The following is a 15,179-nucleotide window of genomic DNA, read 5'->3' on the forward strand; positions in this document are numbered from 1 at the left end:
GGCCTCAGGCCGAAGACTCTCTTGTGACCACGCCTATTATTCTCGATGGCGCGGAAACATCCATTTCTATGGCCATGGACTACGCCGGATATTTGCACCTGTTGATACCGGTGGAAAATCCTCCAGTTGAGGCACCACCATCAGATCTTAATGGTCTCAAGGTGAGGCATCGCTGTCTTGAGATTGGTGATTATCTTGACCTGTCAGCACCTCCATCGCACGAGCAGGTATTTACTCCATTTTGCAGAGAAGTTGTTGATGCCGTAGAAGGGAAAAACCGCGACCCTTGGAAGGCTGTGGCAGCCACGATCCGTGCTTGGCTGTCCGCCTGGAGGCCAGCACGCCAAGCAATGGAGAAGAGCGTCCAAGTCGGTCTTTTTGGTGAGTTGTTGGTGCTCCGGTCTCTGATGATTCCAGCAATAGGGGCGGCAGCCGTCGATCAATGGAGTGGCCCAGAGTCGGAACGTCATGATTTTGTTGGGAAATACCTGCGTGTCGAGGTGAAAACTACTCGAAAGAGCCGCCCTGAACATGAAATATCACGATTGGATCAGCTTCGAGCACCCACCGGCTGCCAACTGCTGTTTGTATCAATCCAGTTGGAAGAAACGATCGGCGGTAGCGAGACACTAGCAACGCAAATGGACAGTATCGTAGACCTGCTGCGTGAAGATCCTGCAGCGTTGGACAGGTTTATGACCAAGATGGTGATCATGGGATGGTCAGAGGATATGCGGACCTCGGGTGAGCTTCTCCGATTCTTTATTCGAGCGGGTGAGGTCTATGCTGTTGATGATGACTTCCCTCGCATTCCGGAGGATTTCCAGGTCCCGTCTGGCATAGTTTCCATAAAATACACAGTCGATCTGGCGAACTTACCCTCACTGGGAGTTGACGATGCGACAAGTCTCATCAAGAAGGCCAATTTCTGTGGTGCCTGAAGTTGGTGCCGGTTATATGTATGTCGCAATCCACGGCTGCGCCCGATTAGTAAATGGTTGATATTTTTACGCACGAAAAGCGCTCAATGATCATGTCCAAAATCAAAGCGCGTGATACTAGGCCCGAACGTATAGTCCGTTCTTTGCTGCACCGGATGGGGTTTCGGTTTAGGTTGCATAAAAAAAATATGCCTGGGCATCCGGATATTGTTTTGCCTCGCTTAAAAGCTGTAATTTTGGTGCATGGTTGTTTCTGGCATAGACACGATAAATGTCGTCTTGCGTACACACCAAAGTCAAGAACGGAATTTTGGCAAACAAAGTTCGAAAAAAATGTCAAAAGAGACGCCAAAGTTAAGGCGGAACTGGAAGGGCTAGGATGGAAAGTGCTAGTCGTATGGGAATGCGAGGTGGCGGACCCAGAGCTGCTTGGTCAACACTTGACGAGCTTTCTAGGATCATAATGCTCATTGTACGAAAAAAATAAAGAAGCAAAGACACCATTTCAGCGGATTACAAAGTGAAGTGACCAGTTAATATTGTAGTGATCTGTGACAAATTATGTGGACCTTCGACAAAGAGAGGAGGAAGCATGTCCGATTTAGCAGTTACGAGTTTAACAATTGAAGAGCTACTGAAGAACCTAAGGGGACGTACGTGGCAGATCCCGCAATTCCAGAGAGAATTCGTATGGACAGTGGGTGACGTTATAGAACTTGTACACTCCATCTTTTGTGCTCGTCCTATAGGAATGGCTACGATATGGGAGCAACCTGATGATACTTCGCTAGAACTTGGACCCATTTCTTTACCTGATAAAGTGGTTCCAGGCATGAGTGAGACACGCGTCACCTTCTGCCAGTCTGAAGAGAATCCAAGAAAGCTTTTTGCTGTGCTTGATGGACTTCAACGGTGTACAGCAATAGCCATGGCGTTTGGCGGGTTTAGAACTGATCATGGTGATTATAGAACCTCTGGTAGGTATTATCTTAATGTATCTGCGCTTGATCCGCTGGAGCAGATCGTTTTCATAAAAGAAGAAGAAGTGCAATCTAAGCATTTTAACAATGATGCAACATGTATTTCGCAGGGGTATTTCCCCTTGGCAAGTAATAATCCTTGCGAAACATTCATGGGCCAATGGCTTAGGTATATTCAAGCTATACAAAGCAAAAATTATTACACAAATGGTGAACTTCCGCCTCCAGATGAATTAGAGAGAAGAAACAATGTTCTTAAAAAAGCATTTGAAGGGATCAACAAAACAAAGCTTGCTGTTTATATAGTGCCAGATACTTATTCTCTGGCGGACATCTGTGACATATTTGAGAAATTAAATACTACCGGTACCAAGGTGTCCACGGTAGATCTTATTCATTCATGGCTTTATGCTGATACAGCTAAAGATGCTACAGGTCCTATTCGGCTAAGGGAGTGGCTTGACGATTTTGGGCAAAAAGATGGAGTGATCGGGTGGTCCGATTCAAATGACCGGCCAGAGCTCCCCGTCCAGATAGTGACCGCATGTCATGTTGCTCTTGAGGAGAAAGCGCAACCAAGAAAGGTGGGGCGAGGTGCCACCACGCCTATAGCTTCAGTTAAAGCAGGAGATCTATTGGCGACCCCCACAGCTCACTGGAAGCTCATTATGGGGGCTGATAACATGCTGGCAGAGTATCTAAAGGACTTCCAGCGTCTTGTAGCATCTGGAATGTTTCCCTGGAAATGGTGCCCCTATCCGGTCACCTCTGCGATATACGTTGCATTGCGTGTACATATGAATTTCGATAGCGCCAGCAAGCATCCATGGGGCATAGATGATCTTAATGCCCTCTTTAAAGCTTTTTTTTGGCGTAATGCTCTCACAAACCGCTATGACCAAGGATTCTTGACTCAATTGGGTGTAGATATAAAGGAGTTAAAACGACTTCTCTCTTTAAGACCCAATTTCTCCACTGCGTCCGCTTGGGCCGCTGCGATAGAAGGAGATCTCCGGGCGCTTATTTCGAAGCCACTACCTTCAAGAGAAGATCTGTATCAATATCTTTCTGATGGAAGACCGAGTGGTGCGATGCAAAAGGCGCTCTTTCTTCCAATGCTGGCGGCCTCCGATAAAGACTTACTAGATGACACTATCAGCATGCGTTTTCCAGAAGCTGGAACATCTGTCCAGCTCCATCATATATATCCTAGAGATTGGTGTAGGAATAATAAAATAGGTGCTTTGTCTGACCTCTTAGATAAAAACAAAGCAGGAAAAGACTGGGTCAATTCAGTCTGTAACCTCATGCCTTTAAGTCGTCAATCGAACAATCTGTGGAAGGCAAAAAATCCGGGTCAAGTCCTTGTTGAGCGCCAAATAAATTATATACATTCTTCTAACCGCTTGAAAAACTTGTTTATAGACCAAGAGTGTTTCGATTTTCTTCTTTCAGGCGCAGATGGGATGGAAGCGTTTTGGGTTCATCGTGCGGAACTTTTAATAGCTGATTTTATACCCCGCATGAACATATCTATTTAGGTGGAGCATTATGGAGGCACCATCAACTAAACTCTTGGCTGCTATATCACAAGCCTTAAGTAGTGGCATTGAAGTTACACTTCTTCAGCTTGTCGAACTTCTTGAATATGATGGGTTTGTCCTGGACCAGCTAGAGAAAGTTAAAAAATTTCTTGAAGATTGGGGGCTACAGCTTAATCCTCCAATTACTACAGGAGACTTTACATCTCCTCGGATAATGAGGAATAAAAACAAATCATCTTATAACAAGGAATCATTTAAAGAAGATATAAAGAATGGTGAGTCATCAAAGATAGAATTCAAAAGTTCTCTTCTGTATGATCATCACCGAGCAAAGTCCCAACCCCAGTCTGAGCTGAAGGACTTACGATCGAGCAAAGTTGTCTACTCCGCCTTGAAAGCTGTAGGCGGTTTTCTTAATAGTGGTGGGGGAGTTCTGTTCGTTGGACTTGATGATGATGCTGTCGTACTTGGCTTGCATTTTGATTGTGCAATCCTTGGGAGTGAAAAGTTTGACCCGGACCTTTGGGAGCTAGAGCTGCGAAATCAGGTTACGGGAAAATTTAAAAATGGTGTTCTTTTAAATGATTATCTAGACGTGACCTTTCTTGACTACGAAGGTGCCTTCGTTGCCAGAATTCAGGTTCAGGCCAGGAAAAGCCTTTCATTTCTGAAGGGGGAAAAAGGCCTTCAACTTTTTAGACGACAAGGTAATAGAACTATAGATGTTAGCATCGATGAAATGGAAGAGTTCCTCGATTCCAGAAAACAACAGATTCAGCCCTAGGCTTTTGCAACTTTATAGCTACCTCTGTCGCCCAAGATGTACCCCATACTGTACCCGTAAGCTTCCAAAAATGTAAAACATGTGTTTCATAAATGGCGATTTTAATCGTCTGAGATGTCAAATTGGCAGCAAGTCTCAGTTTTTCAACCGGGATGTGAAGGGCGGGGGGGGGCGCTCAAACCCGAAGGACATAGGTTAGAATCCTGTCTCCGTAACTAGGAAAATAATGGCCAGTGAGCTGGGTTCTATTTATGCTAACGCAGGATGACGCAGGTAGAGGCGAGGAATTGCATTCATACACAGCAGTCACGTCATCACTTCCCCGCACAGACTCCTGAGCACAAACCTACCTACCCACTGAATACACTCTCTCCGCCTCTAAGACTCACAAGATAATCAGCATGCTTAATCACTGCTTCTATCTTGGTGGGGGCGCTGCTGATATTTTGATATGTCATCGCCGAAGCGTAAGTACAAGAGACGTCCTTGATATTTTGATTTTTGATTCTCCACCCTGAATTATAAGAGTGTTATCTTGCGGTTCTAGAGAACTGAACTTTTGATATTCTGAGATTTTTATCTCAAAGAAATACTCCAAGGAATTAGATGGCTTTGCCTCTTTTGCAGATACATTGCTTCTTCTGATACGCCACATTCAGGGCTACACTCGGATGCTTCACGAATCGTTGCCTGTGTATAGTCTCCTTCATCAATCCGAAGGTTGATACTGCACGTGCCGCTTTTTCTGTAGACATACTCCTGCACGGCAATAGCTTCTCCTGCCTCGTTTTCATCCGTTTCTGCACCTAACCACCAGTTTTTCGCGACCGTCGCTCTCCCTTGCTCGTGTCGATTACATGCTCCCGACTTCGTTATTCTGAAGGCGATGGTCCTGGGATCGATGTAGGTGACTTCCAGCGACTGCCGCTCGTTTCCTTTTACCTGCACGAAACGCAAGGGTGACTTGGGGGGATGTGGCATGGCACGTCGAGGCTCCAGCCGCTGCTCGTCGCGTGGCGGTTGCTCTGCTGCGATGACCGGCGTGGCTGCCAGGAGCACTATGGTAAGCCACCCTAGGGGTACCATCTTCATCTCACCTCCTCGTATTCATCACGGATGAACATTCCCAGGCCAGCGACGGCCCAATAGAGACCAGTTTGCTTTCGCAAAGGTAGACTCCTTTACGCTGTTCCCTTGATTCCCTCCAAGCAGTTTGTAGTGGGTTGTAGTCTCTTCGATGAGGAAGCCGACATGGGCGCCGGAAGTCGAAAAACTGCGGTCGGTCGCCTTGCTGCTGCAGATAACGGTGATTGCTCCTGGGACAGGGCCTGACGGCATCCCCCAGTGGACCCAACTTTTTGCTGCCGCAGAGTCGGTGCCTTTTATGCCTGCCTGCTTGAGGCACCAGTTGACGAAGGAGGAGCACCACGGCGTTTCATCATCGGTGGCTTTGAGCGTGGTCGTGGCATGGTAGGCAAGAATCCGGGGGTTGTCTTCATGGCCCACCACTTCCTTTTGTCCAACCTCTTTGCGGGCGATATCCAGCCAAGGGGCATTCTGCAGAGGGGCTCTTTTGCTGCTGCTGGTCATGGTTTGCACCTCCGGTACTTATTCCTCATCCTCCTGCTGACCGCAGTCGGTGCAATGCGGCTCTCCGTTCTCATCCAACCCGTATGTCTCCCCTTCCGAAAGCTTCCTGCCGCACCGTGCACCGGAGACGGGTTCGTCTCCGGTGGCATAGATGAAAGCCAAACAGGTCACTCATGTATGTCTACGTTAGGGACGATTCATCTTTTCCGTCCACCGTGGAAGGTTGCCACAGCGCAGTCGCATTTGCAACGGAGTGGATTTCGCGCACAAAATTAAAACGCATGAGGCAAGTGGTTTTTGGCACAGGGCGCCGGACCTGCAGGCAAACCGCAGGCCCCGCTGCGAGAAAAGCGCGCCCACTTCTCAATTCAATTCTCGATACGCTCCGTCGGAGATGCCCGCATCGGTTGATCCCCTGGCCCTGTAAAAAAGTTCCTTGACTTAGAATTATTGGCGTGGCTTAATCTTTTGCGTGTTCAGCTGGTAACCCAATCGCAACATGGCTCCCCCTCAAACTAAGGAGGTAACACATGTCGATACTTCATCCGCTACTCGATATCGTCGATGTCAACGTCCGGGACATGTCGCACGTCGAACTGGGCAATTTCGCCATCAACCTCGCGGACGCCTTTGCCCGCCACAAGGACTTCCAAGGCGAGGGTGCGATCCCGAAACCGATGTGCCAACTTGACATACTCAGGGGCCTCGGGGTAAGCCATCTCGCCGTCACCAAGGAGGCCGAGAGCGGCAACCGTTTCAAGAAGGTGGAGCGGGACGCCTCACGCCCGATGGTTGAACTGCACACGACGATGCTGATCAACTGGGCGGCCTATAGGTCCGTGACGGAAAACAAGCCAACGCTCATCACCGAATTGGACCTGCGTCCGAAGCTGAAGGGATCCAAGGGTACGCTCCATGTCGAGGTGACTGCCCCGGAAAACCCGAAGGCGAAGCACGGCAAGTCGGGCGTCGCCCTCATCAGCGTCAACAGGGTGCCAGGGGCAATGGCCTACTACATCGGCATCTGCAAGGGCGATCCTTCACTGCCGGAGTCCTGGTCGACCGTCGGGCCGTTCCACAAGTCGCGGAACATGGAGCTAACCGGGCTGGAACCCGGGCAGGTGTATTATTTCAAAGTCTATTGCTCAGGGCCCAGCGGCCAGAGCGAGTGGTCCTCCATCATCAGCCTCAGGATTCTTTGATTCCGATCCACCACCAAAACCGAAGGCCCTCATCCTCAGGATCAGGGCCTTCGGTCGTAGCAACCTTTCCCGCCTTAGCCATCTCTCCTTACTCCATACCCTGCAAATATCACGACGGACATCAGCCTTGGCAAGTTCGGTCTCCGGATTTTAGGATCGGGCTCAAAGTTATTAACTTCGGCTTCCGGAATTTAAGATCAGGCTCGAAGTTGTTAACTTCGCCCTCCGGATTTTAAGATCGGGTCCAAAGTTATTAACTTCGCCCTCGGGATTTTAAGATCGGGTCCAAAGTTATTAACTTCGCCCTCGGGATTTTAAGATCGGGTCCAAAGTTATTAACTTCGCCCTCGGAATTTTAAGATCGGGTCCAAAGTTATTAACTTCGCCCTCCGGATTTTAAGATCGGGCCCAAAGTTATTAACTTCGCCCTCGGGATTTTAAGATCGGGCCCAAAGTTATTAACTTCGCCCTCCGGATTTTAAGATCGGGCTCAAAGTTATTAACTTCGCCCTCCAGATTTTAAGATCGGGGCCAAAGTTGTTAACTTCGGCCTCGGGATTTTAAGATCGGGCCCGATCCTCTTAACTTCTCTCTCACGTAGCTCGGTGACGATTGCCAGGGATGCAGGCTTCGCAAGGGACGCCTACTTGGCACAAGGCGCAGCCGGCGGGACCCTCCACACCACGTTCTTTGGCAAGACGGACGGAGTCGGGACCGTAGCCGAAGATCATGCAGCGGATTTTGTCGTGTCCTGCTGTTGAGACGGCTTGTGCGGGGCAGCGGCGGATGCAGGCGCCGCAGGCGCCGGTTTTGAAGTGGAGACAGTCGGCCCGATGGTGCTCGGCGGTGCGCTGGTCGGGATCGAGCACGGCATCGATGACAACGGAATTGAGCACGATGGCCATCCCTTTGGTGCTGAGAAAGGCGTTGTTCAGGCCGAAGGTGCCGAGCCCGGCGGCAAATGCCACGTGCCGGTCGGACCAGGGGGAGGTTTTGCCGTCGGGGGCGTCCATGATGCGGAACCACTCGGCATCGGTGGGGGCGACGCCGTGCACCCCGTGCCGCTCCATCTCCTGCAGGAGCTCTCTCCGTACCTCTTTTTGAAGCACCTTGGCGCACAGGTCGTAGGCCTTGGTCCACTCGACGGACGGCCTATCGGTACAGCGACGGTTGCTGTCCCGTAACGCCTTGCTCCAGGGCATCACCCAGCTGACGACGGTGCCGCCGTGCCAGCTCCCCTCGCCGTGCAAGGCTTCGTAGGCCTCTCGCGGTGTTCTGTGCCAGGGACCTATGATCTGCTTGAACTCCTCGAAGATCGGGTCGTCACCGGCAGCGAAATTCACCAGCGGCTCGTCGAAGTAGCGGTCCGCCAGTGACTCGGACCAGTTTGCCTTGTGGTCGACGATGGACCGCGTGATCACTTCCCCTATCAGCTCCTTCATGGTCACCTCCATTCAACATGCTGAAAAACAGACGTTGGCGCAGTCGGCAAAGCCCAAACTTTGCCAAGTTGTATATGCAACTCTACGGACAAAAAAAATCAGCAGCCTACTCTGAGACGATCGGCGATCGCTTTGAGGGAAGAAACGCCTTCCTCGCCTAATAATGCCAATGCCCGCTGCTGGGCTTCCTGCCACTGTTCATGGCAATCCACCATGAGCTGCCTGCCACTTTCCGTGACCCGAACGATCTGTCCCGGCCCTTTTCCTGATACCTGGATCCAGCCGCTTTTTGCCATCCGGTCGATGGTGCGGCTCACGGTGGACTTTTCCATCTGCAGGCGTGCACCGATCTCACCGGGACTCGCGTCCCCGATGGTCAGCAGGCACACGAGGATGCTGGCCTGGTTGATCTTGATGCCGTACGGCTGGAGCGCCCTGTCGTACAGGCCGGTGATGACGCGGTTCAAGCGCCTGGCCCGTCCGGCTATGCACTGGGCAGCTACCAGCTCGGCAATCTCGTTTGCGGACTTACCCGGAGTGTTCATGTTGCATATACAACATCATCTCTTTCAGATTGTCAACGAATATGTCAGGAGGGCAAGGGGAGGGGCGGTGATTGAACCTGCAGCGCGGGCTTTCGAATCGGTGGGTGAGCAAACTTGGAGTCGGGGGGATGAGGGAGAGATTGACGTAGGACACGGGCGAAGGTGCCGGTTCCCGGATTTCGGGAACCGGCGCTTTTCGTTGTGCTGTGTGTTCGGATCGTACTCCTGGTAGCGTATCGTCACTGCGTCTTGAAGTAGTAGGTCGGCGATGTGACGGTGCTGCTCCCTGCGGTGGACGATACCTTGAAGTAGTAGGTCGTCTTCCGCGCCAGGGAGGAGAGGCTCACCACGTGCGAGGTGACCAAGGCAGTGCTGGACAGCGACTTGGTCAGACTGGCGGGCGAGGTGCCGTAGCGGATCACGGAGGTGGAGGGGAGGTTGGTGCTCCACTGGATCTTGGCGGTGGTGGTGCCGATCGTACCGTGCACGCTGCTGGTAAAGGCGAGCGGTGCGGTCGGGGTGGCGTAAGCCTCGTTGGAAAGCGCGGAGGTGCCGGCGCTGTTGACGGCGGCGACCTTGTAGTAGTAGGTGGTGCCGTTGGCTACGCTGTCGGTTAAGGAGGTGGCGGTGAGGCCGGTCTTAATAGGTGTGGTCCCCTCCTGGCCGGCGGCGGTGCCGCGGTACAGGTTGTAGCTCGTGGCACCGCTGCTCGCTGTCCAGCTGAGCGCCACGGCGGCGTTACCGGCCGAAGCCTTCAGCCCCGCCGGGGCGGCCGGCACGGTCACCTTGGGGACCGTGGTGGAGGATGCGGGTGCCAGGGCGGCAAGCAGGTTGGCGCCGTTGAAGGAACCCCAGCCGGTGGCGTTGTCGTAGCCGGTGATGGCGGGGTAGTACAGGTTGGTGGTGCTGTCGGCGACGTCGTGGAAGCTCGTGCCGTAGCCGGTGCCGGCGCCTACCTGGTACAGCACCGGGTTGGCAAAGCCCAGAGGCGACAGACCGCCGGCGGCGCGCTGCTGGTTGACCCGGGCGGTGAAGGCGGCCCACAAGGGAGCGGCGCAGCTGGTGCCGCCGTAGAGCCACCATTTCCCCTGGTAGTAGACGGAATAGCCGGTGCCGGGGTCTGAGTTGAGGGCGACGTCGGGGACGTTTCTCATGACGGAGGAGGCGACGTTGCCCAGCTTCTGCTGCCAGGTGGGGATGGGCCAGAAGGCGCTGACGCCGCCGCCCCCGGCGCCGCCGTTGATGGTGCCGGCGTTCCAGGTGGACTCGCGGTTGTAGCTGCCGCTGCTCAGATAGAGGGTGGTGCCGCCGACGCCGGTCACGTAGGGCTGGGAGGCAGGATCGTCCACGCTGAGCGTACTGCCGTTGTCGTAGGCGCCGCTGTCGCCGGCGGCGGCGTAGACGGTCTGCCCCTGGGCGGCCATCTGCTGGAAGATGGCGTTCTCGCTGCTCAAAAAGGAGGAGCCGCTCTCCCCCTCGCTGAGCCCCCAGGAGCTGCTCACCTGCTTGGCCATGTTGTCGGTGGCGATCCGGTTGTAGGTGTCCAGTACCCCCTTGCTGGTGTTGGGGCCCATGTAGACCATGATCTTGCTGGCGCCGGGGGCGAGCGCCATCTGCAGCTCGATGTCGAGGGTCACCTCGCCGGCGCCGGTGCCGGGTGTGCCGGAGAAGCCGTCCACCAGCACGTTGTGCAGCGGCACGGCGGCGATCCCGAAGTAGTTCGCGTAGGCAGCGATGTCGGAGGGGGTATAGCCGTCCAGCTGGAACAGGGCCAGCGTCTGGCCGGTGCCGGTCGCGGTGACCTGGGAGAGGTTGTAGGCGGTGGCGATGTCCCTCGGGGTCATGCCGCCGCCGGGGCCGGTGCCGACCTGGTAGGGGGTGGCCATGGGGAGGTCGGCGGCACGGGCGGCGTGGCTGTGGGTGTGCCAGGCGGCGGAGCTGTCCAGCCCGACCATGCCGGAGATGCGGGCGGCGATGGCGTTGGGGACGCCGGGCTCGCGGTCGGGAGCGAAGAAGTTGTGGCCGCTGTGGGCCTGGTACTGGTGCATCTGCAGGTCGAAGGCGGCCTCGACGGCGGCGGTGGGACCGGCGACATCCAGCACGGTGCGGTTGGCGTGGGTGCCGGTGATGGTGAGACCAAGCCCCCGTGCGTAGCTCTTGACCGCCTCGTAGTCGGAGGCGGTCGGCGCAAAGCGCTCGATGAACTGGGCACCGGTGAGGTAGTGGCCGTAGAGCGGATCGGCCGGGTCGTAGATGCGCCGCAGCAGGTCGTCCAGCGCCGGCTGGTTGCGCAGGGGGAGGGTGAACGCGAACCTCATCTGCGTCACCGCAGGGAGTCTGCCGAGCCGTCTGGCGCTGGCCACGCTCCGCGCCGGGAAGTGTCCCGCGAGGCGAACCTGTGCCGAGGTGTCGGCCCAGCATGATGGCGCTCCCGCCGCCATGGCGACGGCGAAAAGGAATCCGAGGCAAAGGGGGAACAGTTTCAACGCGACTTTCAAGGCGAGCCTCCGGGCAAAGGTGAATGGGGGGAGTTGACGCGGCTGGGTTCACCATCGGCATTCCTGGGCTGAACTTTAATGTCGCCGGAAAGAAAATTATTGTGGCGAGCGAACTTAGCTGAATCGCTGCCTGATTGCAGGGGAGGACGTTGTCGGCGGGTGCTGTCACTTTTTTTGCAATTCTGCAAAACAAGGTTGCCAAAGCGCGTTGCGGCGTGCAAACGCCTGGACTGGCGTCGCTTTCAGTTGGAGGGGCACGCCATTCATCGGTTTTTTTTGCAACTTTGCAAAACTGGCGGCAAATTGAAGCTCGCCGTTGCTGTCTGTAAGTATCAGTAAATAAACGTGTTTTTTGTGGATGCAACGGCGGGCGGAGACGGTACGGTTATTGCGTATACGGAATGAACAGCGAAGTTGATATCGCAATGCAAATCAGGAGGGTAAAAATGAGTAATGTGAAACTGGGAAATCCCGCGGTGGTCGGTCTCGCCGGCTTCGGTATGACGACATTTGTGCTGCAATGCCACAACCTGGGCTGGTGCGGTATTGCCCCCGTGCTCTGGCTCGGTCTCTGTTTCGGCGGAACCGCCCAGATGATCGCCGGTCTCATGGAGTTCAAGACCGGTAACAACTTCGGCTTCTGCGCCTTCACCGGTTACGGGGCTTTCTGGATCTCGCTCTGCCTCATGATCATCTTCGGCAAGAACGCGGATCTGGTGAAGGCGTACCCGACCCTCGCCTTCAACGCCAACGACCTCGGCTTCTACCTGGTGGCCTGGACCGTCTTCACCTTCATCCTGTTCATCGCCTCCATGAAGCACCACGCGACCCTCGCCTTCATCTTCCTCACCCTGCTCCTCGGCTTCATCGGGCTGGACGTGAAGGAGTTCACCGGCAGCGCCCTGGCCGGGACCTTCGCCGCATACGACCTGCTGGTCTGCGCCTTCTCCGCCCTCTACCTCATGACCGTCGCGGTCTACGCCGAGTCCGGCATCAACCTCCCGGTTGGCGAGCCCTGGATCAAGGAAAGCACCGCAGCCGACGCGGTCCTCGCGGCCGAGAAGGTCAAGGCATAGTCCTTCTCTTTTAGCGCCATCTGTTTGGGGGCGTGCTTGTGCATCCCCCAAAAAGTCGAAAAGCAGTTACCGAAGACTTCTTCGCGTAACTGCTTTTTTTTATTGTCTCTACCCTGGCTGATACTGGCGCTACAGCTTTTTAAAAGCAGTCACGCAAAGAACTCTAAGCAGGCGCGAAGGACGCCAAGAGGAGAGTCCAGCTTAGGGTTTTAAACCCAAAAGCCTTTTCTTCCCGTCCCTTGCGGGTACTCGGCGTTCTTTGCGTAACTGCTTTTTTGTCGTTACCAGAGATAGATGGACTTGTTGTCGAAGCGGTCGCGGTGGAAATAGAGGAAGACGTTGAGCAGCAGGAACAGGACGAAGACGCAGAAGGCGTTGATGCGGTAGCTGTAGTCGGGAACGAGGGCACCGGTGGCGGTGAGGGTCTGCTGGACCGGGAGCATGATGAGGTTGGCCATGCCGCTCGCGCTGGCGGCAAAATTGTAGGCTATGAGCAGCCACAGGGTGAGCCGCTGCCGCTTCAGTATCCCGACGATGAGGTAGAGAGAGGCGATGCTGTTGGCGAAGATCAGGTGTTCCGCCTCATCCCCCTCGTAGAGCCTCCCCATGAAGGGGAATTCCCCCCCCAGGTCGGAAAGCGTGACGAGCATCGCAAGGACGTAGACGCCGATCAGCGGGACCAGGACGAAGTTCCTCTTCTTTTCACCTTCAGATGCCACGACCCTGTCCGTTTCTTTCAAGGGAGCCCTCGTTCCGCCGTTTCGTTTTGTGAGTTGGATCGCGGGTATATTAACAGGAGGGGAGTTCAATTGACAATTGATAATTGACGATTAACAACCGGCAACGGCTCATCGGCGGTTGCTCTCCCGCTTGCACCCTCCACACGGGCCTCGCCGATCGTTTCGGCCCGTCGGCATATCCCTCACCCTGACCCTCTCCCGGGAGGAGGGGGGACGCATGTGTCTGAAGATTTAACCCCTTGCGTCTTTGCGGCTTTGCGTGAGGTAAAACAGAGACTTCCGCCTTTAGTGTTGCAAAAAACATCCGGAGCGGGTACGGATGCTGTCATGGGAAACCTATCCAACAACATCCGCAAACTCTATCTCTTCTCATTCCTGCAGATGACGCTGTTTCCCATGGCGATCATCACGCTCTTCTGGAAGGACCACGCCGGGCTGTCGCTGACCCAGATCCTGCTCCTGCAGAGCATCTTCTCGGTGGCGACCCTGGCGCTCGATTACCCGGCGGGGTACGTGAGCGACCGGCTCGGGTACCGCTGCGCCCTCAACATCGCCTCGATCCTTGGGATGATCGGCTGGGGCATCTACATCTGGGCCGATTCGTTCACGACGGTGCTGCTGGCAGAGATTACCCTGGGGATGTCGCTTTCCTTCATCAGCGGCTCTGACAGCGCCCTTCTCTTCGAGACGCTGCGGGCGCAGGGTGAGGAGCAGTCCTACGCGCGCCACCAGGGGAGGATGCACGGTTTCGCGCAGGCCGGCGAGGCGGCCGGCGCGGTCCTGGCCGGCGTGATCTACGCCTGGCAGCCGAGGCTTCCCTTCATCCTACAGGTCGCCGTGTGGGGCGCCGGCCTCCTGGTCACCAGGCACCTGGTGGAGACGCCGAGGGGGCACGCGCCGGTCCGCTCCCACCTGGCCGAGGCGCTCGCCACCGCCCGCTACGCCTTCCTGGACAACAGGCACCTGCGCTACACCATCCTGCTCAACACGGTGCTGGGGGTAGCGTCGTTCTACCCGGTCTGGCTGATCCAGCCCTACATGCAGCACGCCGGGGTGCCGGTGGCCTGGTTCGGGCCGGTCTGGGCCGGGGCAAATCTGACCGTGGCCCTGTGCGCCCTCGGCAGCCACCGGCTGCACAACCGCCTGGGAGACCGGGGCATGGTCCTGCTCTTCCTGTTCCTCGTGGTGCTGGGGTACCTGGGGCTCGGGCTCGCCGGCGGGATCTGGGGCTTTTTGTTCTACTACCTTTTGACCTGCATGCGCGGCCTGCGCGGCCCGATGATGCTGGCCCACACCCAGCGGGAGTCTTCCAGCGCCAACCGCGCGGCGACCCTCTCGCTGCAGTCGGTCTCCTTCCGGCTCCTCTTCGTGGCAACCGGTCCGTTGGTGGGAAAGCTCGCCGACCAGGCCGGCGTGGGGCGCTGTTTCTACCTTCTCTTCTACGCCTTCGTGGCGACCCTGCCGCTGCTCGCCGTTCTCTTTTTGAGGCACGCACCGCGACGGCTCCACTCCCCCACCCCCTGACCCGGAAGGGGAAGGGGAACGGTTCGGGCATGAAAAAAGCTGGTCCCGGTAGCGGGGTGCCAGCTTTATCGCCCTCTCAGACAGGCCGGGACTCATGCCCGGGAGGGAAAGGAATCACACGGTGCGGCCCTTGCGGCCGGAGTGAATCTTGCCGTGGGGAGTGATGACATGGACGTTGTGGTTGGGCTCGCGCCGGATCATCATCTCGTGCTTGAGTGGCATGGCCGCCTTCTTGCCGCTCCGTTGCCGTTCCATCATCTCTTTCATCTTGGGCGTCATCGTCGTCTTCATCTCTCTCATAGCCGACACCTCC

Annotated in this window: 14 protein-coding genes; 7 read left to right on the forward strand and 7 right to left on the reverse strand. The window is 55.5% G+C overall.

Translation table 11 applies throughout. The features are described 5' to 3' along the window. Nucleotides 1-23 precede the first annotated feature (23 nt). From KP003_RS03115 to KP003_RS03130, 4 genes are all read left to right on the forward strand, one after another. The gene (locus tag KP003_RS03115) at nucleotides 24-941 is read left to right on the forward strand and encodes a PD-(D/E)XK motif protein (RefSeq protein WP_239027602.1); all 918 of its coding nucleotides are present in this window, start codon (nucleotides 24-26) and stop codon (nucleotides 939-941) included. Nucleotides 942-1,033: 92 nt separating this feature from the next. Beyond that, nucleotides 1,034-1,405 (forward strand): very short patch repair endonuclease, encoded by a 372-nt coding sequence (locus KP003_RS03120; protein ID WP_239027654.1) that lies wholly within the window; start codon nucleotides 1,034-1,036, stop codon nucleotides 1,403-1,405. Nucleotides 1,406-1,533: 128 nt separating this feature from the next. Continuing rightward, nucleotides 1,534-3,462: a DUF262 domain-containing protein gene (locus tag KP003_RS03125; RefSeq protein WP_217300341.1), complete on the forward strand. Its 1,929-nt coding sequence runs from the start codon at nucleotides 1,534-1,536 to the stop codon at nucleotides 3,460-3,462. Nucleotides 3,463-3,472: 10 nt separating this feature from the next. Further along, complete coding sequence (locus KP003_RS03130; protein WP_217300342.1) at nucleotides 3,473-4,249, forward strand: AlbA family DNA-binding domain-containing protein; 777 nt, start codon at nucleotides 3,473-3,475, stop codon at nucleotides 4,247-4,249. Between the two features lie 576 nt (nucleotides 4,250-4,825). On the opposite strand, the gene KP003_RS03135 is transcribed toward KP003_RS03130, so the two are convergent. Both KP003_RS03135 and KP003_RS03140 read right to left on the reverse strand, forming a co-directional pair. Next, a complete protein-coding gene (locus KP003_RS03135) occupies nucleotides 4,826-5,341 on the reverse strand; it encodes a hypothetical protein (protein ID WP_217300343.1) in 516 nt (171 codons plus the stop codon). Between the two features lie 18 nt (nucleotides 5,342-5,359). Next, nucleotides 5,360-5,839, reverse strand: a complete 480-nt coding sequence (locus KP003_RS03140; RefSeq protein ID WP_217300344.1) for a TIGR02594 family protein — start codon at nucleotides 5,837-5,839, stop codon at nucleotides 5,360-5,362. Between the two features lie 530 nt (nucleotides 5,840-6,369). Here KP003_RS03140 and KP003_RS03145 point away from each other — a divergent pair. Next, on the forward strand, nucleotides 6,370-7,041 hold the full coding sequence (locus KP003_RS03145; protein WP_217300345.1) for a fibronectin type III domain-containing protein: 672 nt from the start codon (nucleotides 6,370-6,372) through the stop codon (nucleotides 7,039-7,041). A gap of 593 nt (nucleotides 7,042-7,634) precedes the next feature. Here KP003_RS03145 and KP003_RS03150 read toward each other — a convergent pair. The 3 genes from KP003_RS03150 to KP003_RS03160 all read right to left on the reverse strand — a co-directional run bounded on the left by KP003_RS03150 (nucleotide 7,635) and on the right by KP003_RS03160 (nucleotide 11,526). Further along, complete coding sequence (locus tag KP003_RS03150) at nucleotides 7,635-8,483, reverse strand: epoxyqueuosine reductase (protein ID WP_217300346.1); 849 nt, start codon at nucleotides 8,481-8,483, stop codon at nucleotides 7,635-7,637. 98 nt (nucleotides 8,484-8,581) lie between these two features. Then, nucleotides 8,582-9,028 carry a MarR family winged helix-turn-helix transcriptional regulator gene (locus KP003_RS03155; protein ID WP_217300347.1) on the reverse strand — a complete coding sequence of 149 codons (447 nt, stop codon included), beginning with the start codon at nucleotides 9,026-9,028 and terminating at the stop codon, nucleotides 8,582-8,584. A gap of 239 nt (nucleotides 9,029-9,267) precedes the next feature. Continuing rightward, a complete protein-coding gene (locus KP003_RS03160; RefSeq protein ID WP_216790490.1) occupies nucleotides 9,268-11,526 on the reverse strand; it encodes a protease pro-enzyme activation domain-containing protein in 2,259 nt (752 codons plus the stop codon). 446 nt (nucleotides 11,527-11,972) lie between these two features. Between KP003_RS03160 and KP003_RS03165 the strand changes: the two genes are divergently transcribed. Then, the gene (locus KP003_RS03165; protein ID WP_216500758.1) at nucleotides 11,973-12,602 is read left to right on the forward strand and encodes an acetate uptake transporter; all 630 of its coding nucleotides are present in this window, start codon (nucleotides 11,973-11,975) and stop codon (nucleotides 12,600-12,602) included. 281 nt (nucleotides 12,603-12,883) lie between these two features. Here KP003_RS03165 and KP003_RS03170 read toward each other — a convergent pair whose 3' ends face one another. Continuing rightward, on the reverse strand, nucleotides 12,884-13,342 hold the full coding sequence (locus KP003_RS03170) for a hypothetical protein (protein ID WP_216500759.1): 459 nt from the start codon (nucleotides 13,340-13,342) through the stop codon (nucleotides 12,884-12,886). A gap of 327 nt (nucleotides 13,343-13,669) precedes the next feature. On the opposite strand from KP003_RS03170, the gene KP003_RS03175 reads away from it, so the two are divergent. Beyond that, nucleotides 13,670-14,866: an MFS transporter gene (locus KP003_RS03175; RefSeq protein WP_216790491.1), complete on the forward strand. Its 1,197-nt coding sequence runs from the start codon at nucleotides 13,670-13,672 to the stop codon at nucleotides 14,864-14,866. A gap of 114 nt (nucleotides 14,867-14,980) precedes the next feature. Here the strand turns inward: KP003_RS03175 and KP003_RS03180 are convergent, their stop codons facing one another. Beyond that, nucleotides 14,981-15,166, reverse strand: a complete 186-nt coding sequence (locus tag KP003_RS03180; RefSeq protein WP_216500761.1) for a hypothetical protein — start codon at nucleotides 15,164-15,166, stop codon at nucleotides 14,981-14,983. Nucleotides 15,167-15,179 lie beyond the last annotated feature (13 nt).

The organism is Geomonas diazotrophica, from assembly GCF_019063885.1.
Taxonomy (GTDB): domain Bacteria; phylum Desulfobacterota; class Desulfuromonadia; order Geobacterales; family Geobacteraceae; genus Geomonas; species Geomonas diazotrophica.